Origin of the sequence: Rheinheimera pacifica, assembly GCF_900108485.1 — a bacterium.
Classification (GTDB): Bacteria; Pseudomonadota; Gammaproteobacteria; order Enterobacterales; family Alteromonadaceae; genus Alishewanella; species Alishewanella pacifica.
On the sequence record NZ_FNXF01000007.1, the window covers coordinates 61,552 to 81,307 of the forward strand.

The window sequence follows — 19,756 nt, forward strand, 5'->3', positions numbered from 1 at the left end:
GCGGCAGCTTGCTATGTGTTATTCAAAGCGCTGCGCTATCCTGCAGGCAAAAGTGTTACGACACGGCGTGCTGTTGCACACCAAGGGAAGGCAGAACTTCGAGGATAACAATCTGGGTACGTTTTTCCTGCTGCTGGCCGTAACGCCGGGCCAGCATAAAACCGCTTGCGGTACCACCCAGCGCCAGCAGCATAATCCAGCCTTCAGCTAAACCCGCAGCATTGCCAAGCAGCGCCAGCAGCAATAGCAGCACTAAGGGTAATAAATATACCATCAGCGCGGCCATAATCAGGCTTTGCTCATTCAGGCCAATTTTAACCTGTTCGCCGGGTAATAATGATAAAGCGGTAGGGACAAAAAAACGTTGCTGTCGCGGTGTCAGGGTTTTAGCTACTATGCCGGTACCGCAGTCATCGCTGACGTTGCAGGCATTGCAACTGGCAACAGGCGTGGTGGTTAGCCAAACCCCGTCGCCCTCACAAAACGCCACAGTAGCAATTTCTTCTACCATCAGTGTACTGCTGCTGCCAACTGACGGGCAGTTTCAATACTTACAGGGCCGATAACGGTAACTTCGAGCTGATTACTGGTTTGCACGTAAATAGTCGTGGCACCATCGCGGTAAGCCTGAGTAGGCAACTGTTGAGAATTCTGCACAAAAACTGATACCTGATGCAAACCGTCAGTTAGCAGCCAATAGCTTAACAAACTGTTTTCAAGCTGTGGTATGCCAGCCGGGTCAACAATTGGCTGGTAGCCTTGTGGCAACCAGGTCAGTTTGTGCCGGGCTTCGGGGGCGGCTTTGGTTACTGTATCTGCCGGTTGCGGCAACTCTGCTGCCATCAGCGCATTTAAGTTCTCTGGCAGTTCAGGGCTAATTTGCATATGGGTAACCAGCCAGCGCTCCAGTGCCGTTTGCTGATCGGATAAGGTGTCGATACGCAGCGGAAAACCGGTTTCATCATCCAGCCATAACCAGTAACTGTACCGGCCGGCATCTTTAGCTGTCAGACGCAATAATTGCGCACTGCGGCCAGACATCACCAAACTGCTGCCGGCAACGGCGTTATATAAACGGCTGATATTATCTTTTGCTTCAAACAGTAATGCCGGTAATTCAGGAATACTGGAGCCCTGAGTGACGAAAGCAGGCCGGTCGGTCAGCAGATAATAAATTTGGTTATCGCGGCGCAGAATATCTACGCCATTGGTATCCAGCGGAATAAGGTGTTCAATTTCATGCTCAGCGGTGCGGCCATGTATCCAGCGGTAAGTGTCTACTTTACTGCCCTTTAACACCACAAAAGAGGTATCAAAATTATACTGTTTTACCGCATTTTGTACTTTGTCGAACAAGGCCCACGCCGATGGCTCGGCCTGAACCAGCCCGGATACTACAACCAACACTATGGCACTACAAAAGCCAGTGAATCGCATCATTGTTGCTCGTTTTGATCTTTTCCATCAGCGTTGTTGCCAGTCTGTTTAGCCTGCTGAGAGTGTTCCATCACCCGTACCTGTTGGCGGTGCGCATTTAACAGCGCCTGCAGGCGTTTTTGCTGCTCCAGCATTGCCTGCTGTTCCTGCTCGGCAAAACGGTCGTTAACTGTGGTCTGGCTTAAACTTACCGGCGTGGCAAAACCTGCTATCGGCTGGGTTTGTAACACCGGCAATGGCGCAAAGGCATCCTGCTGTGGTGACTGCTGATACTGCTGCACACCAAACACGGCCATTAAAGCGACACCCGCCGCTACCGCACCTTGGGCTACCGGCTGTAACCAGCGGCCATTAGCAGCAACTGACACAGTATTGCGCAGCCGTTTTAGCAGGTTACGATCAGATTGCAACTGATACACCGGCTCATCAGCCAGCTGGGCAGCAAAGTTGTCTGCAAAATCAGCCGTTATCGGGCTTTGCGGTTCACGACGTAATACAGCACCGATCAAGTGATAGCGTTCAAGCTGGTGTTGCAACTGAGCATCATTAAGCAAACTGTCCAGTTGTGCTTTACTCAGTGGCTGGTTATCACTGGCAGCAGAGAGCCAATCCTGATTTTCTGACGACATAATGTTTCCTGTCTTAAAATTACTGGTTTTTGCCCTGACTGCTAGCTTATTAACGGCTTAAGCTGCAAATCAATTGCCTCACGCGCCCGGAAGATACGGCTTCTTACGGTGCCTATCGGGCACCCCATTACTTCCGCAATTTCTTCATAGCTTAACCCTTCAAGTTCACGCAGCGTAATAGCAGTGCGAAGTTCGTCGGGCAATTTTTCAATGGTGCTGAACACCACATTACGAATTTCATCGGACAATAACAACTTTTCCGGTGAATCTTGTTCCTTTAATGCATCGCTGCCTTCAAAGTATTCAGCATCTTCCGCATCAACATCGGTTGCCGGTGGCTTACGGCCATTAGCAACCAGATAATTCTTTGCACTGTTTACCGCAATACGGTAAAGCCAGGTATAAAACGCGCTTTCGCCACGAAACCCAGGGATAGCCCTGTACGCTTTAATAAAGGCTTCCTGCGCGACATCTGCTACGTCTCCGTGGTTAGAGACATAACGGGAAATTAAGTTCGCAATCCGGTGCTGATATTTTCGCACCAATACATTAAACGCCGCTTTATCACCTTGTTGTACACGCTGGACAATCTGCCAGTCCAATTCTTGCTCGCTCATATCCGAGCTAATCCCCTGTAATACTAATCGTTCTATTAACTGGCGCTGGTCTAGCGTGTTGCTATGACTCGGATGCACAGAAATAGTTCTGCTAAGTTTGGCAAAAAAGCTACAATAGCCCGACATTGACTGATGGCAAGTGTATCGCATGACGCAAGCAAAAGAATATCTCTGTGATGTATTAATTATCGGCAGCGGTGCTGCCGGATTGTCGCTGGCGCTGCAACTGGCAGATAAAGCCAGTGTGCTGGTACTCAGTAAAGGCCCGCTTCGTGAAGGCTCTACGCTCTATGCTCAGGGTGGCATAGCTGCTGTGTTTGATGAAAACGACAGTATTGCATCGCATGTTGACGATACCCTGATTGCCGGTGCCGGCTTGTGTGACGAAGCCGCAGTGCAGTTTACCGCAGGCAATGCCAAAGTCGCGATGGAGTGGCTGATTGCTCAGGGCGTGCCGTTTGATCAGTATAAAGATGAAGACGGCAGCCTGAAGTATCACCTGACCCGTGAAGGTGGCCACAGCCACCGGCGAATTTTGCATGCTGCCGATGCCACCGGGCAGGCCGTACAGATCACCCTGGTAGATCAGGTAAAAAACCATCCGAACATTCAGCTGCTGGAAAACTACAACGCCATCGACTTAATTAACGGCCGTAAAATTGGCCGCGAGCCAAAGCGCTGTTATGGTGCCTATGTCTGGAATAAAGACGCAGCAAAAGTTGAACTGGTGCGGGCCCGCTTTATTGCGCTGGCTACCGGCGGTGCCAGCAAAGTGTATCTGTATACCAGCAACCCTGATGTTGCCAGCGGTGACGGTATTGCCATGGCCTGGCGCGCCGGTTGCCGGGTAGCTAATATGGAATTTAACCAGTTTCACCCCACCAGTTTGTATCATCCGGATGCGCCAAATTTTTTAATTACCGAAGCCATGCGCGGTGAAGGTGCCTATTTAAAACGGCCGGATGGCAGCCGCTTTATGCCGGATTTTGACGAGCGCGCTGAATTAGCCCCGCGCGATATCGTCGCCCGAGCTATCGACTATGAAATGAAACGCCTTGGCGCCAACTGTGTTTATCTGGATATCAGCCATAAACCGAAAGACTTCGTTATTGAGCACTTCCCTACCATTTACGCCAAATGCTTAAGCGTCGGTATTGATATCACCCGCCAGCCTATCCCGGTAGTACCTGCCGCGCATTACACTTGCGGTGGCGTAATGACTAACTTAAATGGCCAAACCGATATCAGCAACCTGTATGCCATTGGCGAAGTTGCTTATACCGGCTTACACGGCGCTAATCGTATGGCAAGTAATTCGCTGCTAGAATGCGTGGTGTTTGCGCAGGCTGCGGCCAGCCATATACTGGCGCAGCTCGATAGCAGCAGCGAGCTGCCGGTATTGCCACCATGGGATGACAGCCGGGTCAGCGATTCAGACGAAGAAGTGGTGATTACCCACAACTGGCATGAACTGCGGTTATTTATGTGGGATTACGTTGGCATAGTGCGCACCAACAAACGGCTGGAGCGTGCCCTGCACCGGGTAGAGTTATTGCAGAGGGAAATTCAGGAGTATTACAGCCATTTCCGTGTCAGCCATAATTTACTCGAGCTGCGTAATCTGGTGCAGGTAGCCGAGCTGATTATCCGCTGTGCACTACAGCGTAAAGAAAGCCGTGGCCTGCATTACAACCTGGACTACCCTGACACCCAGCCCGACAGCAAGCCAACTGTACTTACGCCCAAAGCCAGTGTTTAAAGTTAGCTATACGCCAGCGCCAGACTGCCAGTTTTGCTGGCTGATGGCTCTGGCCAGCGCCCGAAACTGCGCCTCAGAACATTGATCGGCAAAAATCCACTTACGGTAGCAGCGCTGATCGGTATCGGCCTGCCACTGCAGCCGTAACATATGCTGGCTAACTAATCCGCCGGGCAATAACCGGCCGGACGGTAAGTTAGAGTTAAACCAGCGCAGTTGGTTATTGTCCGTTATGGTTAGCGCCGCGCTTTGTTGTAACTGTTGCAAAACACCGTACCAGTGCCAGTAAAATAGCGGTAATACCGCAGCAACCAGGATAACACCGGTTATCTCCAGCGGCGTAACGGCCAATACCAGCACCGGTAGTGCCGCCAGCAGCAACATGCCACGCTGACACAACCGGCTGGCCGACAAGCTGAGGTTATACGCGGACACGATCCAGAATAACCTGGATCAACGCCTGAATAGCCGCATCAGACGATTTGGCATGGCCCATAAACCAGGAAAATAAGTCTGGATCATCACACGCCAGTAAACGCTCAAAATCCTGTTTTTGCTGCAGTGTCAGCGCATCGTAACCGTCTTCAACAAAAGGTGCCAGCAATACATCAAGCTCCAGCATGCCGCGACGACACGCCCAGCGTAACCTTGGTTTAATCATTAACTCTGCCATATGTTTCCTTTATAAATAGTTTTGCTTTGCAAAAGGCGCTTTGGTATACCGAACCCGACAGGACAGCGGCTGATTCTAACAAAAATTAGCAAACGGGGTTGAGCTTTTCCGGCTTTCCCCCAATGATAGCAATATTCGTTTTAATACTGAGCTTCGCTACGGCACACTATGCACACATCCTGGTTAACAGCAGAACAATACGCCGCATTATCCACTCAGGTTCAGGGCGCTTTTATTTCACCACTGCCGGCATTTGAAAGCCTGCTGATAAGCGGGCCCGACAACCGCAAATATTTGCAGGGCCAAACCACCTGCGATCTGGATCAGCTAAACGATGACAATTTTCTGCACGGTGCCCACTGTGACGCTAAAGGTAAAATGTGGTCGCAGTTTTATCTGGTCAGCCATGCGCAGCAGCTGATCAGCATTGCCTTTCGGGACGAACTTAACGCCTCTGGCGCGCAGTGGAAAAAATTTGGCGTGTTTTCTAAAGTGAGTTTCGAAGCGGGCCAGCAACACTTTGCCGTATTTGGTCTGGGTGGCGAAAACGTAGCAACACTGGTGTCGCAACTGGGCTTTAAGCTACCGCAACGCGGTGAACTGGCCCGGCATAATGGCGCCTTACTGCTGGCGCTGGCAATTGATCATTTTATGCTGCTGATGCCGGTAGCAGAAGCCCAACAATTAATGCAGCAAAAACTGCCCTTTGCTGCACCAAACGTCTGGCTGGCTCGGCATATTCAGCACGGTTTTAGTTACCTGGAGCAGGGCTTAATTGGCGAATTTGTGCCGCAAATGCTTAACTTACAGGCGCTGAACGCCATTAGTTTTACCAAAGGCTGTTATATCGGCCAGGAAACAGTAGCCCGGCTAAAATACCGGGGCGGCAATAAAAGAGCCGCGTATATTTTAACAGCCGACACAGACGAAGTGCCAAAAGCAGGCACTGATATAGAAATTCAACTAGGTGAGAACTGGCGCCGGAGCGGCCAGGTTGTCAATGCCGCAAATATACATAACCAATTATGGTTAATTGCGGTATTACCTAACGACATAACACCGGCAGACTCATTACGGCTTAGCAGCGACAGTGCCCCGGCACTTCGTATAGTGCCGTTACCTTACTCGTTAAATTAAAGAGGTTTTCATGACCATATCTCAGGACAAAGTTGTCGCCATGCACTACACCGTTACCGATCCACAGGGTAACGAACTGGACTCTTCCGTTGGCGGCGAGCCTTTAGTCTTCTTATTTGGCCACGGTTCACTTATTCCGGGTTTAGAGCAGGCGTTAACCGGCAAAGCCGCCGGTGACAAATTTAAAGCCGATATTGCAGCTGCCGAGGCTTATGGCGAACGCCATGATGCACTTACGCAGGCCGTACCAAAATCGATGTTTGAAGGTATGGACGTTGCCGTGGGCATGCGTTTTCGTGCCGCCGGCCCCGATGGACGTGAGCAATCGGTTATCGTGCTGGAAGTAACCGAAGATGAAGTAGTGGTTGATGGTAACCACCCGTTATCTGGTATCGATTTAAGCTTTGATGTTGAAGTACTGCTGGTACGTGATGCCACCGAAGAAGAACTCAGCCACGGCCATGTGCATGGCATAGATGGCCACGCCGGCCACTAACTAAGCGGCCCCCAAAGCCGGTCTGCAAAGGCCGGCAATTGCTGCCAACAGCGGTTACTTTTTTCTTCAGCATTTACCCTGCTTAAAGGCAAAAAACTTACTTCAGATCAAGCCCCAACTTTGGCAAATAGCATTTTGCCGGTTAGTAACAGCACATTAGCACCCGCAGTAAATTCTTGACACTGAGCGCAAAGCCACATATTTTTACCGACTGTCAGAATTTTTTCCATTGAGAGCGACCGGCCTGAATGAAAGATCGTATTATCATTTCTGTCTCAACCATCAATGGGACCCGCCATTTTAATGTCAGCAAGCTGTTTAAACGCAATGCCGTTATTGCTATGTGGGCCATGCTGTTTGGGCTGATCATTACCGCAGCCGTTATAGATTATCTGCTGCGCACCGTAGATAAAAGCCAGCACCAGCGCACAGCGCTTACCGAACAGGCCGCCAGCCTGCGCGCAGAGATTGATGCGCTTAATCACAGCAAACAGCAACTTGAGTTGGAACTGAGTGCTAAGCAGGATGAAATGCAGCTGGTTACCAGCCGGGTTGGCGAAATTGAACTGGCGCTGGGGTTAGAACAGCAATATCCGCAAAATTTAGAAAACCGGCTTGATACCGCCAGCGTAAACTCGGCAGCGCGCCAGGCCATGCTGCAACTGGTACCCAATGGCTCGCCACTGGAGTTCAGACGCCGCTCATCACGCTTTGGTGTGCGCGAACACCCTATTATTGGCAAACAACAGCACCATAAAGGGGTAGACTTATCCGCCAGCCGCGGCACGCCTATTTATGCACCGGCTGATGGCGTGGTTGAAGTTGTTCTGTCTAATAAACATGGCTACGGCAACCTGTTAAAAATTCGCCATGCTTTTGGTTTTTCAACCCTTTATGCACACCTGGATTCTTTTAAAGTAAAAAGTGGCCACTTTGTACATAAAGGCGAGCTAATCGCCACCTCAGGCAATACCGGTTTATCTACCGCACCGCATTTACATTACGAAGTACATTTCCTTGATCGGGCACTTAATCCACAAAGCTTTATGGACTGGGATGCCACTAATTTCGATCTGGTGTTTGAGAAGGAAAGGAGCATTAAATGGGATTCTTTAGTCAGCATGCTGGAAACCAAAGCAAGCACGCAGTTACAACTGTCGTTGCACAAGGATGCACAGTTAACGGCAGTCTCCGACTAAGCTGCGATATGCAGGTAGATGGTTATGTCGAGGGTAAAATTGTCAGCGAAAAAACCTTAGTGATCAGTGGCACCGGCCGCATAAAAGGCGAGCTTACTGCCGACAAAGTGATTATTAACGGTTTATTTGAAGGCGATTGCTTTGCCAATACGGTAGAAATACTGCCCCAAGGCAAAGCGCATGGCGTGATCCATTGCGACGATTTAAGCATTGAGCGCGGCGGCAGCTTTATTGGTAAAACCATGCCTACCTCTACCGAGCAGATCATTAGCCTGCCTAAAACTGAAGCTGGTGAGCGTAATACCCCATCGCTGGAGAGCAAAACCGAAACCGGTTAATACCGCTCAGCCTTTACCGTTGGTCGCAAAGGCTGGTGTTTTTTTCGTTACGCCGTTAAGTTGATAATGTCTTTAAACTTAACGGCGGTATAACAATGAAAAAAACGCTTCTGGCCAGTTTACTTTGCCTTAGCAGCCTCAGTGCTGCGGCCGCAAACTCCTTACCTGAACAAATTCAGCAAGATTACCAGCAACATCTGGGCGCGCTGTTCACCCACTTTCACCAAAATCCTGAACTGTCACATATGGAAACCCAAACCGCTAAGCGCCTGGCAAAAGAGCTGCGTGATGCCGGGTTTGACGTTACCGAAGGTGTAGGCAAAACCGGTGTGGTAGCCATGCTGAAAAACGGCCCCGGCCCGCTGGTAATGATGCGTGCCGATATGGATGGCTTGCCGGTAGAAGAAAAATCCGGCCTGGCTTATGCCTCCAAAGCTAAACAAACCGACTGGGACGGCAATGAAGTATACGTTATGCATGCCTGTGGCCACGACGTACATATTACCAGCCTGGTAGGTACCGCAAGGCGCATGGCAGCGATGAAAGATCAATGGTCAGGCACCCTGATGCTGGTGGGCCAACCGGCAGAAGAACGGGTTGGCGGCGCCAAAGGCATGATGCAGGACAATATCTGGGGCCGCTTTGGCCAGCCCGATTATGCGCTGGCGTTTCATGTTTCCTCTGAAATTGAAACCGGCAAAATTGTCGCAGTAGAAGGCTCGCCCTACTCTGGCGTAGACAGCGTGGACATTATTGTGCACGGCGTGGGTGCTCATGGCGCCAGCCCGCACCGCGGTAAAGACCCTATAGTGCTGGGCGCGCAAATTGTGCTGGCGCTGCAAACCATCGTCAGCCGTGAAATAGCCCCGAAGGAGCCGGCATTAATTACCGTAGGCGCCTTTCACAGCGGCACCAAACACAATATTATTTCCGATAAAGCCCACTTACAGCTAACTGTGCGTAACGACAACTGGGAGACGCGGGAATATTTAATCGCTGCCATTAAACGGGTAGCCGAAAACCTGGGCCGGGCTGCCGGTTTACCGGAAGATAAACTGCCAGAAGTACGCATTACCGATGAGCCTACCCCACCCACCGTGAACGATATTCCGCTAACACAACGGCTGAAAAAAGCCTGGGCGGCCAAAATGGGCGAGCCGGTGTTTGATGAGAACTACAGACGCTTAGGTATGGGTGCAGAAGACTTCCCGTTTTTTACCACTAAGCCGTATATCCCCAGCACTTACTTTGCAGTTGGCGGCACACCGGCTGAAGCTTTTGCTGCCGAGAAAGCCGGTGGCCCGGCAGTACCCAGCCACCATAGCCCGCTGTTTAAAATCAGCCCACAACCTGCGGTAACCAAGGGCGTGGAAGCCACTGTGATCGCCTTACTGGATTTAATGCCAAAAACCTAACCTCTGTATACCGTGGCAAAGCGTGACCGTCTTGCTGAAATTTTCACCATCAAACTAATGCAAAGCCGCACCATTCTGCTACAATGCCGCCCCTTTTGCAGGCCAAGGCCCGCAGTTTTTTATTTTGCGGAGCACCAGCATGAGCAACACCTCTTTTTCCAGCCTGAATTTACCCGAGGCGCTAGTCAGTAATCTTAACGATTTAGGCTACAGTGCCATGACAGCCATTCAGGCACAGGCACTGCCGGCAATTCTGGCCGGGCAGGATGTTATCGGCCAGGCTAAAACCGGCTCAGGCAAAACAGCTGCTTTTGGTTTGGGTCTGCTGGCCAAATTAGATGTTAAGTATTTTCGCGTGCAAACGCTGGTATTGTGCCCCACGCGTGAGCTGGCCGATCAGGTCGCAGCAGAGCTGCGTAAACTGGCGCGCAGTATTCACAATATAAAAATTCTTACCCTGTGCGGTGGCGTGCCAATTGGCCCACAAATCGGCTCACTGGAGCACGGCGCCCATATTATTGTTGGCACGCCGGGCCGGGTGGTTGATCATTTAGACAAAGGCCGGCTAAACCTGGACGATTTAACCACGCTGGTGCTGGACGAAGCCGACCGCATGCTGGAAATGGGCTTCCAGGCAGATTTAGATAACGTTATAGCTAAAGCGCCGGCTAAGCGCCAAACACTGTTGTTCAGCGCCACCTACCCTAGCGCTATTGCCAAGCTAAGTGAGCGCCTGCTAAACAACCCGTTGCAGGTAACAGTAGCCGAGCAGCACAGCACCAGCAGCATACAGCAGCAGTTTTTTCAGGTAGCCGACAACAACGCCCGCTTAAGTGCACTGCGTAGCTTATTACTGCAGTATCAGGGCCAAAGCAGCATGGTGTTTTGTAATACCAAGCGCGAAACACAAGACGTTGCCGACGCCCTGCATCAGTTTGGTTTTAGCGTACTGGCATTGCATGGCGATATGGAGCAAAAAGATCGTGACCAAACCCTGGTGCAGTTTGCCAATGGCAGCGCCTGTATTTTAGTTGCCACCGATGTCGCCGCCCGCGGTTTGGATATCAGCAGTGTAGATGCGGTATTTAACTACCAGTTGGCGCACGATGCCGACACCCACACCCACCGTATTGGCCGTACCGGCCGCGCAGGCCAAAGCGGTATTGCACTAAGTTTATTTACCGCCAGTGATGCCGGCAAACTGCTCCCGCTGGAAGATGGCTTAGGTATTAAAATTGATGCAGCTGAGCTACCGGCTGTAGATATTGCCGTGTTAAAACCGGCTAAGCCGTTAATGGCCACGCTGCAACTGGATGGCGGTAAAAAGCATAAAATCCGTGCTGGTGACATTGTTGGCGCCCTCACAGCCAGCAAACAGCTGACCAATGACGACTTGGGTAAAATTCAGCTGCACGATGTCTGGAGCTTTGTCGCGGTAAAACGTACAGCCGTAAAGCTGGCACTGCAGCTGATCCAGCAAGGTAAAATTAAAGGCAAAAGTATCCGCGCCCGGGCACTGTAATAATGACGACAATTGCCGCGAAGCGAGAACCGGTTTGCCCTAAGCGAACCGTTGAAGGCATGGATGCCTGAATCGAGCCTACAGGGAAGTATTCACGGCGCGTTTGCGTGGGCAAACCGGTTCGCGCATAAACCCCATCACCGTTCTGCACACTAGATCTGCGGCTTCCCCTGGCGCAATGCCTTGGTAGCACCACGCTGCTTTTTATGTTCCAGCCGCCGCTGTTGGCTGCCATAGGTAGCTTTGGTAGCAACCCGTTTTTTTGCCACCCTGGCGGCTGACTGCACCAGCTCAATAAACTGCGCTAATGCCTGCTCGCGGTTCATCTCCTGGCTGCGGCTCTGCTGGCATTTAATAATAATTTTGCCGCTTTGCGTAATACGATGGTCTGACTTAGCCAGCAGCTTATCTTTATAAAACTGCGGCAAGCTGGAGGCGTTAATATCAAAAATAAGCTGCGCCGCAGTAGACACCTTATTAACATGCTGGCCACCGGCGCCGCTGGAGCGAATAAACTGCCACTCCAGTTCATTGTCATTAAGAACCACACTAGCTGAAATCTGAATTGCCATGCTGTCGCTATAAGTTGCTGCGTTAATACCCCGATCAGACCACAAGCACCGCCGTGACACAAGTTTAACAGCCAATACCTACAGCACTTTGTGGTATACGCCTAAAGTCTATGCACCTTAAGTCTAAGTTCGTTAACTGCAATTTTTAGCTACAGTAATGCCATTGTCGTTACCACTACCGACGTAAGGATACCAACATGGCCAGCACAGCCAACAGCCCATATCACAACGAATACCAACGCGCCATTAACGCCCCCGAACCGTTCTGGCAGCAGCAGGCAGCAAAGCTTAATTGGTATAAAATGCCACGCAGCATTTTACAGCAACAAGATGCACATCATTATCAATGGTTTAGCGACGGCGTGCTAAATACTGCCTATCTGGCGCTGGACACCCACATTGAGCAAGGCCGAGGCGAACAAACCGCCCTGATTTACGACTCACCGGTAACCAACAGCAAGCAGCAATTTAGCTACCGTGAACTGCGCAATGAAGTGGCCCAATTTGCCGGCGTGTTAAAAGCACTGGGTGTTAGCAAAGGCGATCGCGTAGTTATTTATATGCCGATGATCCCCCAAGCTGCCATTGCCATGCTGGCGGTTGCACGGCTAGGTGCCGTGCATTCAGTGGTGTTTGGCGGTTTTTCAGCCCATGAACTGGCTATGCGAATAGACGACGCCAAACCCAAAGTAGTGGTAAGTGCATCCTGCGGTATTGAAATCAGCAAACTCATCGCCTACAAACCGCTGCTGGATGACGCCATCAGCAAAGCAGAACATAAACCACAGCACTGCATTATTTATCAGCGGCCACAACTGCTGGCAACTATGCAAAGCGGCCGCGATCTGGACTGGCACCAGGCCATGGCCGCAGCAGAAAGCGCGCCCTGTGTGCCGGTAAAAGCCACCGATCCGTTGTATGTGTTGTATACGTCTGGCACAACCGGCAAGCCCAAAGGCGTAGTGCGCGACAACGGCGGCCACGCCGCAGCTCTTAATTACAGTATGCAGGCGGTGTATAACGCCAAACCAGGCGATGTATTTTGGGCTGCGTCTGATGTCGGCTGGGTAGTCGGCCACTCTTATATTGTGTACGGCCCACTGATTGCCGGCTGCACCAGTATATTATACGAAGGCAAACCGGTGTTTACCCCCGATGCCGGTGCCTTCTGGCGCGTATGTGCCGAGTATAAGGTTAATATCTTATTTGCCGCACCAACGGCGTTTCGGGCTATTCGCAAAGAAGACCCCGACGCAGCACTGCAGCGCTATGATTTATCCGCCCTGCGCGCTGTGTTTGTTGCCGGTGAACGGCTGGACCCGGCCACTTACCAATGGGTAGCCGAAAAACTGCAAAAACCGGTTATTGATCACTGGTGGCAAACTGAAACCGGCTGGCCCATTGCTGCCAATCCGGCCGGGCTGGAATTAATGAACGCCAAACCCGGTTCAGCTACCGTGCCGGTGCCGGGCTTTAACGTGCAAATACTGGACGACAGCGGCAAAGTGCTGCGCGCTAATGAGCAAGGCTTTATCGCCATTGCACTGCCACTGCCACCGGGCTGTTTAACCACTATCTGGGGCAACGACGAGCGCTTTATTGCCGGTTATCTGGATAGCTTCCCCGGCTACTACGCCAGCGGTGATGGCGGCTATATTGATGAAGACGGCTATCTGTTTGTTATGGGCCGCACAGATGATGTGATCAACGTTGCCGGGCACCGCTTATCTACCGGCGAAATGGAGCAAATTGTTGCTAACCATCCGGCCATTGCCGAATGCTGTGTTATTGGTATTCACGAGGCCATTAAAGGCCAGCAACCGCTGGCGCTGGTATTGCTGAAAAACGGCGTAGAGATTGACGAAACCATACTTGAAGCCGAACTGGTAGCTATGGTGCGGCAGGAAATTGGCGCTCTGGCCTGCTTTAAAAAAGCCATAGTGGTAAAACGCCTGCCCAAAACCCGCAGCGGCAAAATTTTACGTAAACTGCTGCGGCAAATTGCAGACGGAAGCGAGTACAGCGTACCGTCAACCATAGACGACCCGGCCAGCATAGCCGAAATTGCCCAACTAATGACAAGCAAAGGCCTGGTTAATCAACCTTAACTCAGCCGCACGCAGCATCAGGCAATTGCCAGCCAATCTGCGCTGGCAATAAGGGGGCTAAACAGCTTATGCTACAGCGCCTGAATGATGTTGTATTTGCGCCGCACCCAGCGGGCAGTATGGAGCTGTTGCCCGAATGATATCGCCGATAAACCTGATGCACAAAACCATAGCCTTTATGCAGCGCTGGCCAGGCCTGATGGCTGTGCTGGCCTTTGCCGGTGGTGTCGCCAGTTATATTCTGGTAGAGCGCAAAGAATCACTGGCTCAGCTAATCGCTGTATTTTTATTGCTTAGCTGGTTGTGGTTGTTGCTGGACAACTGGCTGCGCGAGCGCATAGAACAACGCTTTGGCATAGTGCTATCACCCATTCTGGTGCGTTTTGCGCTGCAAACGGTACACCAGGAAAGCCTGTTTTTCGCCCTACCGTTTTTTCTTGCTGTGACCAGCTGGCACCATGGCCAGGCGGCGTTTACCATCCTGATTATTTTTTGCGCGCTGGTTTCTGTAGTAGATCCGCTGTATTACAAAAAGCTGGCCCCCCATCGCACCCTGTTTGTGGTGTTCCATGCTTTTGCTTTGTTTGTTGTACTGTTAATTGTGCTGCCGGTATTAATGCAACTTACCACCAGCCAAAGCATGGCCGCCGCCCTGGGTATTGCCGTGCTGCTGAGTTTACCCAGCCTGGGCGCCATAATGCCGGGTGGCCGCTGGTGGCGGGTACCCTTTTTACTTTGTTTACTTACTATACTTAGCGCCGGTTTATGGCAGCTACGCAGCTGGGTACCCCCAGCAGCTATGCGCCTTAATGCTATAACCCTGTCGCACGAAATGGATTACGAACAACGTAAACCCGGCGACAGCATCAGCCAGGTAAACAGCTACGATTTACAGCAACAAGGTTTGTATAGTTTTACCGCAGTAACAGTGCCGCGCGGCCTTAACGAACAGATATTTCATGTTTGGCTGCACAATGGCAAAGAGGTAGATCGCATTAAACTGAATATCACCGGCGTTAGTTCAAGCGGTTATCGCGCCTGGAGCCACAAGCTTAATTTCCCTGCCAATGCAGAAGGCAAATGGCAGGTAGAGGTGGTAACAGAATCAGAGCAGCTTATCGGCCTGGCCCGCTTTACAGTAACGGTTGCGGCACCGGCGCCACAACTGCAGGCGGATTTTTAACCGGCTTGCGGCAATGTTGTTTTAGCAACTGCTCAAGCTCTTTTAGCCGCGCCTGCAACTGCTGGCCATGATCAGGGTTATACGGTTGGCGCAACTGCCTGCGTATCTCAAGCCGCTGCTCATTTAACATCTGGCATTCCGCCTGAGTAAATTGTGGCGTGGCATGTGTCAGGCAAGACATCAGGCCTATCAACATACTTAAAATGAAACGCATATAACGCCCTTGATGCTTTTTATATCGGATGTTTTCAGTGTGACAATAATGCAGCTAAAAGTATAGTTGCCAACTGTAAACAGCGTTATCACTTATAGCCAGATCCCCTGCAGTGAAGATGCTCAGATAACTGATTATTCCAGAGATGAAATAACACAGCCGGTTCAACTTCGAAGCCACGCCAGTTCTGATGAAGCGGCTGCCACAATGAGCACAGGGCAATTGACGTTGAAATAGACAGATTAAATGATGAACTAAAATGGCTTTAACGTAACAGGTAATAGAAAAGTATTTTACGGTAGTTGACGGCTGCACCAGCAGTACAGTAACTTAGCGCTCTGCTCTACACGGTAGTGCACTGCGGGTGTAGTTCAATGGTAGAACGAAAGCTTCCCAAGCTTTAGACACGGGTTCGATTCCCGCCACCCGCTCCAACTCAGGTTTATTCATACTTAGCGCGAATGCTGCTAAACACATCGGTAGATTTAATCGCCAGCCCTTGCTCTAGCTGAGTAACGGACACTTTAATATCATCACTAATGCGCTTTGCCTGAACAAACTCAGCAAAAGCTCGGGCAACAGATTGTGGGTTGTCACCAAATGCTTGCTTTAGATCTGCTTCCAACACAGGGTTGTCTATCTGTATATTTAACATCTGAATACTCCGCTTTGCTTTACTGCAAGCATACTGCTTATAACAATGTAGCTCAACTGATGCCCGTTACTTCCCAGGCTTTAGACACGGGTTCGATTCCCGCCACCCGCTCCAAAGGCCGCCTCCAGCCGGCCATGGCATGGTTTAACCTAACTTTTTCAGCCGCAGTATATCCCGCACTACTTCCCACAGCGGAAACATAGCGGTAATTACCAGACCGGTAACGGCGGCACGTTCCAGTTGCTCTAACTGCAATACACCTTGCCAAACTTCAGGCTCAAGTTTTAATAGCGGGCTGAAGGTAGCTAACAGCAGTATTACTGCGGCAAAAGCGCCATTCAGTACAATATTGCCCAGCAACATGCTTTGGCTCCAAAATCGCTTACGCAACTGCCACAGGCTGCTTGCAATACCAAGCAGTGCAAGCGGGCTGGCCCATTTTAATAGTTGATGCGCATTGTCGGTAAACAAAAAGCGGCTGTTGGCCAACTGCTCCGTCGACAACCATAGCGGATACCAGATTACGATCAGTAAAAATACATAGGTTGCCAGGTCAGTAAAAATATCCTGCAGTGAAATATGCTGCCAGTGTGGGCCGGCTTTTGGTAATTGTTCCGGCTGCCAGCTTTGTTCGCACCGGCTGTGCTGTTTGGGTTCATGCCGTGACATCAACCAAAATGCCAGGGTAATGCTGGTAAAGCCCAGCAGTGAGTCCTGCATAAAGCCGCTGGCTAAGCTTTTCATATAAAGCAAAAAGCTCATCTGGCTACTTAGCCAGGCTGAGGTGCTGTCGACCACCTGTAGCAAAAACAAAATACCCAGCACCATAAACAAGGTGTTTTTATACAGCGCCATATAGCCCGGGCTAATCAGCGGCTGTGGCGGTACAAACTGCTGCGCTACTGTGCGCGGGTGGCCCATTTGCTTTAATACTGCGGCAATATCGGTGTCGGTCAGCCCGCCTTGCTGCTCAGCTAACATATCCAGCTGATCCATAATATTGGCGTTTAGCTCGCGGCCAATCTCGTCGCGTTTTGTCTCGGGTAACTCACGCTGCACAGCAGCAATATAACGCTTAACCAGTTCCATTATTTAGTCTCCTGTGATGCTGTGCCCAGTAAATTGCTCAGAGAATTATTAAGATGCTGCCACTCGTCAGTAAGCTGGCTAAGCAACTGTGTGCCCAGCTCTGATAACTGATAGTAGCGCCGCTCACGCCCCTCCCCTTGCTGCCATTCGCTGTCGAGCAGGCCTTGCTCGGCCAGACGGCGGATCAGCGGGTATAAGGTGCCTTCGTCAATATCAATGCCGCCATCCTGCAGTTGCTTGCGCAATGAATAGCCATAATGTGGCTGCTTTAATGATGCCAGCACCGCCAGCACCAGCACACCACGGCGCAGTTCCAGCCGCATTTTATCCAGTTGTGCAGTTGTCATAACCTTTGCTTCCTATACTGTGCACCACATACTGTGCGACACACAGCACAATACTAGGTGGCACACAGTATAAAAGCAAGCCGTTGCCATAAAGAAAATTGCATAAAAATTAAGCTGTTTAATTTCAAACAGTTACTATGGTGTTTTTAGACAGGCAGGAATTTTATGTAGTGGCGTATGAGTATTACAGAGGTACTAGCTAACGGTTTTATCGTCCAGCAGTATTAACCAGTTTGGCGCTATATCCAGATGGCCGGCAATTATTTTCAGGCATACCAGCAGTGGAATGGCGATCAATACACCGACAGCGCCCCAGATCCAGCCCCAGATAAACATCCAGATCACCACCAGCAGTGGGTTCATATTAAACCGCTTTCCCAGCACTAGCGGTGTAATAAGCTGTGATTCAATTATATTCAGCAGCAAAAACACGCCTGGCAACAGCAAAATCTGGCTTAGTTGCTGATACTCAATAAACCCCACACCGGTAAGTAATACAGTTAATAAAAAAGGGCCAAGATAAGGTGCATAATTAAGAATGGCAGCCAACGCGCCCCACAACAGAGGGTCTGGCACGTCTAGCAGATAAAACACAACTGCAGTAGTTAAACCCAGCAGAATATTGATGGCGCTAACTACCAGCACATAACGCGAGATATCATCACGGATGGTATGAAACATCGACAGCAGATTCTTCTTCGCATTAAGTGAGGGCCGCGCCCGCACCATATTGCGCAGCAGGGTATCGCCAAATACCAGAAAAAAGTACGTTAGCATCAAAATGGCGGCCAGCTGAAATAACATCGTCGCCGTTGCTGCTGCCATTATCGACAATACCGGTAATAAACCTGAACCCATAGCATTTTTCAACGACTCTTTGGACGAGCCGCCTGGCAACACATTATCTTTTAATGCATCAAAAGAATCAGTCATACCTTCAACGTGCTCGGCAAGCTTGATACCCAGCAGTGGCAGACGTTGCAGCCATTGTGACGCAGGCTCATATAATAAACTGATGCTGTAACCCACCAGCATTACCAATAAAATCAATACCAGTGCAGCTGACAGCGCTCTGGGTACTTTAAATTTATTGTTTAGGATGCGCACAACCGGGCTGGCAAATAACGCTACAAGGCCAGCCAGTAATAACGGCAAAATAAGACTTCGGCAAAAGTAAAAGGTGTAGGCAAGTGCTAATGCAGCTAACAGCTTCATTGCATTAGTAGAGGCGTGGTGTCGCAACCTGGTTGGGCTTAACGGTGCTTCAGCCATAAAATGCTGTTAAAACCACTGCGCTACCCAGCGAAAGCCAACAGCACTGCGCAGGAGTTTTACCGCGCTGTTATGTCGCAGTTGAAATAAGCACCCTGCACTGAAGCTAAGCATCAGGCCGGGCGCGGAACCGATAAAAGATTTAGCGCGCTGGCCAAGCAGCCAGTTTTCTGCCTGCAGCAGCTTTTGTTGCTGTCGCCCTTGCTCTGCCAAATCTGCTACTTTCAGCCGCTGCTCTATCAGTAACTGATCAATCAGCATCTTTGTCTTCCTCTTCAGACACAAAAAATAACCGGCGACATTGCTGCCAGGTATGTGAAAAACCCACCTGAGACAACAGATGGCTCAAACTACGCCAACACCAGAACAACAGGGCAAACTGCAATAACAATAACGCCGCTGCGGTAATTAAAATTGAGCTGATAAGTTGAAATAACAAATAACCCAGCAACAGCAAAATGCTGCACCAAAGCAAAATTATGCCAGCGCCAAAACATACCACCAGTGCTGCAGCAATAGTCAGGCTGCGCGCGGTTAACTGCCATTCAGCTTTAGCCGTTTTACCGGCCAGTTTTACCTGGCCAATATAACGCTGCTTCACCGACAAACCCAGCGCTGCCATTTCTGCCAGTTGGTCTAACGTTTGTTCGACGAGCGGCTTTTTCTGCTTAGCTTGCTCTGATGCGGCCTGCTGTTGCTCAGCAGCTTGGTCTGGCGCCCCTGAAGGCGCCCCAGAAGCTTCGCGATTTTGCATGCGGCAACCTTAAGAGCGACGTAGCAAAACAGTTACCAGCATACCGGCAACGAAAGCAATACCAGCAGTTGCCAACGGGTTTTGGGCCGCTAACTCATGCGTTTTGCTGTAAGTTGTTTGCAGTTGCTGTTTAATCTCTTCTTGCTTATGTGCCAGGGTTTCCTGCGAGCTGGCCGCTGTTTTACGCAGCGTATCTTCTGCCGCTGCCGCTTTTATTGCCATAGCATCGACTGCATGATGCGCGGCTTCACTGGCTCTTTCTGTCACCGGTGAATTTAAACCACTATTGGTAGTACCTGTAGCCTGGGCTGTTGCATTTTGTGAAATAGCCATAATATGT

Annotated in this window: 24 protein-coding genes and 1 tRNA gene; 10 read left to right on the plus strand and 15 right to left on the minus strand. The window is 50.5% G+C overall.

What is annotated here, in order from left to right; genetic code table 11:
- Nucleotides 1–55 precede the first annotated feature (55 nt).
- The 4 genes from BLW68_RS10730 to rpoE are packed head-to-tail and all read right to left on the minus strand — an operon-like array spanning nucleotide 56 to nucleotide 2,683.
- Nucleotides 56–511: a SoxR reducing system RseC family protein gene (locus tag BLW68_RS10730; protein ID WP_177172213.1), complete on the minus strand. Its 456-nt coding sequence runs from the start codon at nucleotides 509–511 to the stop codon at nucleotides 56–58.
- Nucleotides 511–1,440: a MucB/RseB C-terminal domain-containing protein gene (locus tag BLW68_RS10735; protein ID WP_245728315.1), complete on the minus strand. Its 930-nt coding sequence runs from the start codon at nucleotides 1,438–1,440 to the stop codon at nucleotides 511–513. The genes BLW68_RS10730 and BLW68_RS10735 overlap by 1 nt, the downstream gene beginning before the upstream one ends.
- On the minus strand, nucleotides 1,437–2,066 hold the full coding sequence (locus BLW68_RS10740) for a sigma-E factor negative regulatory protein (protein WP_092793128.1): 630 nt from the start codon (nucleotides 2,064–2,066) through the stop codon (nucleotides 1,437–1,439). The genes BLW68_RS10735 and BLW68_RS10740 overlap by 4 nt, the downstream gene beginning before the upstream one ends.
- A 41-nt stretch (nucleotides 2,067–2,107) precedes the next feature.
- Nucleotides 2,108–2,683 (minus strand): RNA polymerase sigma factor RpoE, encoded by a 576-nt coding sequence (gene rpoE / locus BLW68_RS10745; protein WP_068232476.1) that lies wholly within the window; start codon nucleotides 2,681–2,683, stop codon nucleotides 2,108–2,110.
- 148 nt (nucleotides 2,684–2,831) lie between these two features.
- On the opposite strand from rpoE, the gene nadB reads away from it, so the two are divergent.
- Nucleotides 2,832–4,442 carry an L-aspartate oxidase gene (nadB, locus tag BLW68_RS10750; protein ID WP_092793130.1) on the plus strand — a complete coding sequence of 537 codons (1,611 nt, stop codon included), beginning with the start codon at nucleotides 2,832–2,834 and terminating at the stop codon, nucleotides 4,440–4,442.
- 6 nt (nucleotides 4,443–4,448) lie between these two features.
- Here the strand turns inward: nadB and BLW68_RS10755 are convergent, their stop codons facing one another.
- Both BLW68_RS10755 and BLW68_RS10760 read right to left on the minus strand, forming a co-directional pair.
- Nucleotides 4,449–4,877, minus strand: a complete 429-nt coding sequence (locus tag BLW68_RS10755; protein ID WP_143039947.1) for a protein YgfX — start codon at nucleotides 4,875–4,877, stop codon at nucleotides 4,449–4,451.
- The gene (locus BLW68_RS10760; protein ID WP_068232485.1) at nucleotides 4,864–5,115 is read right to left on the minus strand and encodes an FAD assembly factor SdhE; all 252 of its coding nucleotides are present in this window, start codon (nucleotides 5,113–5,115) and stop codon (nucleotides 4,864–4,866) included. The genes BLW68_RS10755 and BLW68_RS10760 overlap by 14 nt, the downstream gene beginning before the upstream one ends.
- A gap of 168 nt (nucleotides 5,116–5,283) precedes the next feature.
- On the opposite strand from BLW68_RS10760, the gene ygfZ reads away from it, so the two are divergent.
- The 6 genes from ygfZ to dbpA all read left to right on the plus strand — a co-directional run bounded on the left by ygfZ (nucleotide 5,284) and on the right by dbpA (nucleotide 11,222).
- Nucleotides 5,284–6,252 (plus strand): tRNA-modifying protein YgfZ, encoded by a 969-nt coding sequence (gene ygfZ, locus BLW68_RS10765; RefSeq protein WP_092793133.1) that lies wholly within the window; start codon nucleotides 5,284–5,286, stop codon nucleotides 6,250–6,252.
- Nucleotides 6,253–6,262: 10 nt separating this feature from the next.
- Nucleotides 6,263–6,748: an FKBP-type peptidyl-prolyl cis-trans isomerase gene (locus BLW68_RS10770; RefSeq protein WP_092793135.1), complete on the plus strand. Its 486-nt coding sequence runs from the start codon at nucleotides 6,263–6,265 to the stop codon at nucleotides 6,746–6,748.
- Nucleotides 6,749–6,996: 248 nt separating this feature from the next.
- Complete coding sequence (locus BLW68_RS10775; RefSeq protein ID WP_092793137.1) at nucleotides 6,997–7,947, plus strand: M23 family metallopeptidase; 951 nt, start codon at nucleotides 6,997–6,999, stop codon at nucleotides 7,945–7,947.
- An 8-nt stretch (nucleotides 7,948–7,955) separates the two neighbouring features.
- Entirely contained in the window at nucleotides 7,956–8,285 is a 330-nt protein-coding gene (locus BLW68_RS10780) for a bactofilin family protein (RefSeq protein ID WP_245728316.1), read from the plus strand.
- 95 nt (nucleotides 8,286–8,380) lie between these two features.
- Complete coding sequence (locus BLW68_RS10785) at nucleotides 8,381–9,700, plus strand: amidohydrolase (RefSeq protein ID WP_092793140.1); 1,320 nt, start codon at nucleotides 8,381–8,383, stop codon at nucleotides 9,698–9,700.
- Nucleotides 9,701–9,839: 139 nt separating this feature from the next.
- Nucleotides 9,840–11,222: an ATP-dependent RNA helicase DbpA gene (gene dbpA / locus BLW68_RS10790; protein WP_092793141.1), complete on the plus strand. Its 1,383-nt coding sequence runs from the start codon at nucleotides 9,840–9,842 to the stop codon at nucleotides 11,220–11,222.
- Nucleotides 11,223–11,374: 152 nt separating this feature from the next.
- Here dbpA and arfB read toward each other — a convergent pair whose 3' ends face one another.
- Nucleotides 11,375–11,794 (minus strand): alternative ribosome rescue aminoacyl-tRNA hydrolase ArfB, encoded by a 420-nt coding sequence (gene arfB, locus BLW68_RS10795; RefSeq protein ID WP_092793142.1) that lies wholly within the window; start codon nucleotides 11,792–11,794, stop codon nucleotides 11,375–11,377.
- A 197-nt stretch (nucleotides 11,795–11,991) separates the two neighbouring features.
- Here arfB and BLW68_RS10800 point away from each other — a divergent pair, with 197 nt between their 5' ends.
- Complete coding sequence (locus tag BLW68_RS10800; protein WP_092793144.1) at nucleotides 11,992–13,902, plus strand: propionyl-CoA synthetase; 1,911 nt, start codon at nucleotides 11,992–11,994, stop codon at nucleotides 13,900–13,902.
- Between the two features lie 136 nt (nucleotides 13,903–14,038).
- Nucleotides 14,039–15,085, plus strand: coding sequence for a DUF5924 family protein (locus BLW68_RS10805; RefSeq protein ID WP_218141353.1), 1,047 nt, complete (start codon nucleotides 14,039–14,041; stop codon nucleotides 15,083–15,085).
- On the opposite strand, the gene BLW68_RS10810 is transcribed toward BLW68_RS10805, so the two are convergent.
- Nucleotides 15,036–15,299: a hypothetical protein gene (locus BLW68_RS10810; protein ID WP_092793147.1), complete on the minus strand. Its 264-nt coding sequence runs from the start codon at nucleotides 15,297–15,299 to the stop codon at nucleotides 15,036–15,038. The two genes, BLW68_RS10805 and BLW68_RS10810, sit on opposite strands and share 50 nt — an antisense overlap.
- Nucleotides 15,300–15,659: 360 nt before the next feature.
- On the opposite strand from BLW68_RS10810, the gene BLW68_RS10815 reads away from it, so the two are divergent.
- A tRNA-Gly gene (locus BLW68_RS10815) sits at nucleotides 15,660–15,733 on the plus strand.
- 8 nt (nucleotides 15,734–15,741) lie between these two features.
- Here the strand turns inward: BLW68_RS10815 and BLW68_RS10820 are convergent.
- The 7 genes from BLW68_RS10820 to BLW68_RS10850 form a co-directional block, all read right to left on the minus strand.
- A complete protein-coding gene (locus BLW68_RS10820) occupies nucleotides 15,742–15,954 on the minus strand; it encodes a hypothetical protein (RefSeq protein ID WP_092793149.1) in 213 nt (70 codons plus the stop codon).
- A 144-nt stretch (nucleotides 15,955–16,098) separates the two neighbouring features.
- The gene (locus BLW68_RS10825; protein WP_092793151.1) at nucleotides 16,099–17,043 is read right to left on the minus strand and encodes an HAAS signaling domain-containing protein; all 945 of its coding nucleotides are present in this window, start codon (nucleotides 17,041–17,043) and stop codon (nucleotides 16,099–16,101) included.
- A complete protein-coding gene (locus tag BLW68_RS10830) occupies nucleotides 17,043–17,390 on the minus strand; it encodes a PadR family transcriptional regulator (RefSeq protein ID WP_092793153.1) in 348 nt (115 codons plus the stop codon). The genes BLW68_RS10825 and BLW68_RS10830 overlap by 1 nt, the downstream gene beginning before the upstream one ends.
- Before the next feature lie 195 nt (nucleotides 17,391–17,585).
- On the minus strand, nucleotides 17,586–18,662 hold the full coding sequence (locus BLW68_RS10835) for an AI-2E family transporter (RefSeq protein ID WP_092793155.1): 1,077 nt from the start codon (nucleotides 18,660–18,662) through the stop codon (nucleotides 17,586–17,588).
- Between the two features lie 9 nt (nucleotides 18,663–18,671).
- Nucleotides 18,672–18,923: a hypothetical protein gene (locus BLW68_RS10840; RefSeq protein ID WP_092793158.1), complete on the minus strand. Its 252-nt coding sequence runs from the start codon at nucleotides 18,921–18,923 to the stop codon at nucleotides 18,672–18,674.
- Complete coding sequence (locus tag BLW68_RS10845; RefSeq protein WP_092793160.1) at nucleotides 18,913–19,416, minus strand: hypothetical protein; 504 nt, start codon at nucleotides 19,414–19,416, stop codon at nucleotides 18,913–18,915. The genes BLW68_RS10840 and BLW68_RS10845 overlap by 11 nt, the downstream gene beginning before the upstream one ends.
- Nucleotides 19,417–19,425: 9 nt before the next feature.
- Nucleotides 19,426–19,749 (minus strand): DUF883 domain-containing protein, encoded by a 324-nt coding sequence (locus BLW68_RS10850; protein ID WP_092793162.1) that lies wholly within the window; start codon nucleotides 19,747–19,749, stop codon nucleotides 19,426–19,428.
- Between the last annotated feature and the right edge of the window lie 7 nt (nucleotides 19,750–19,756).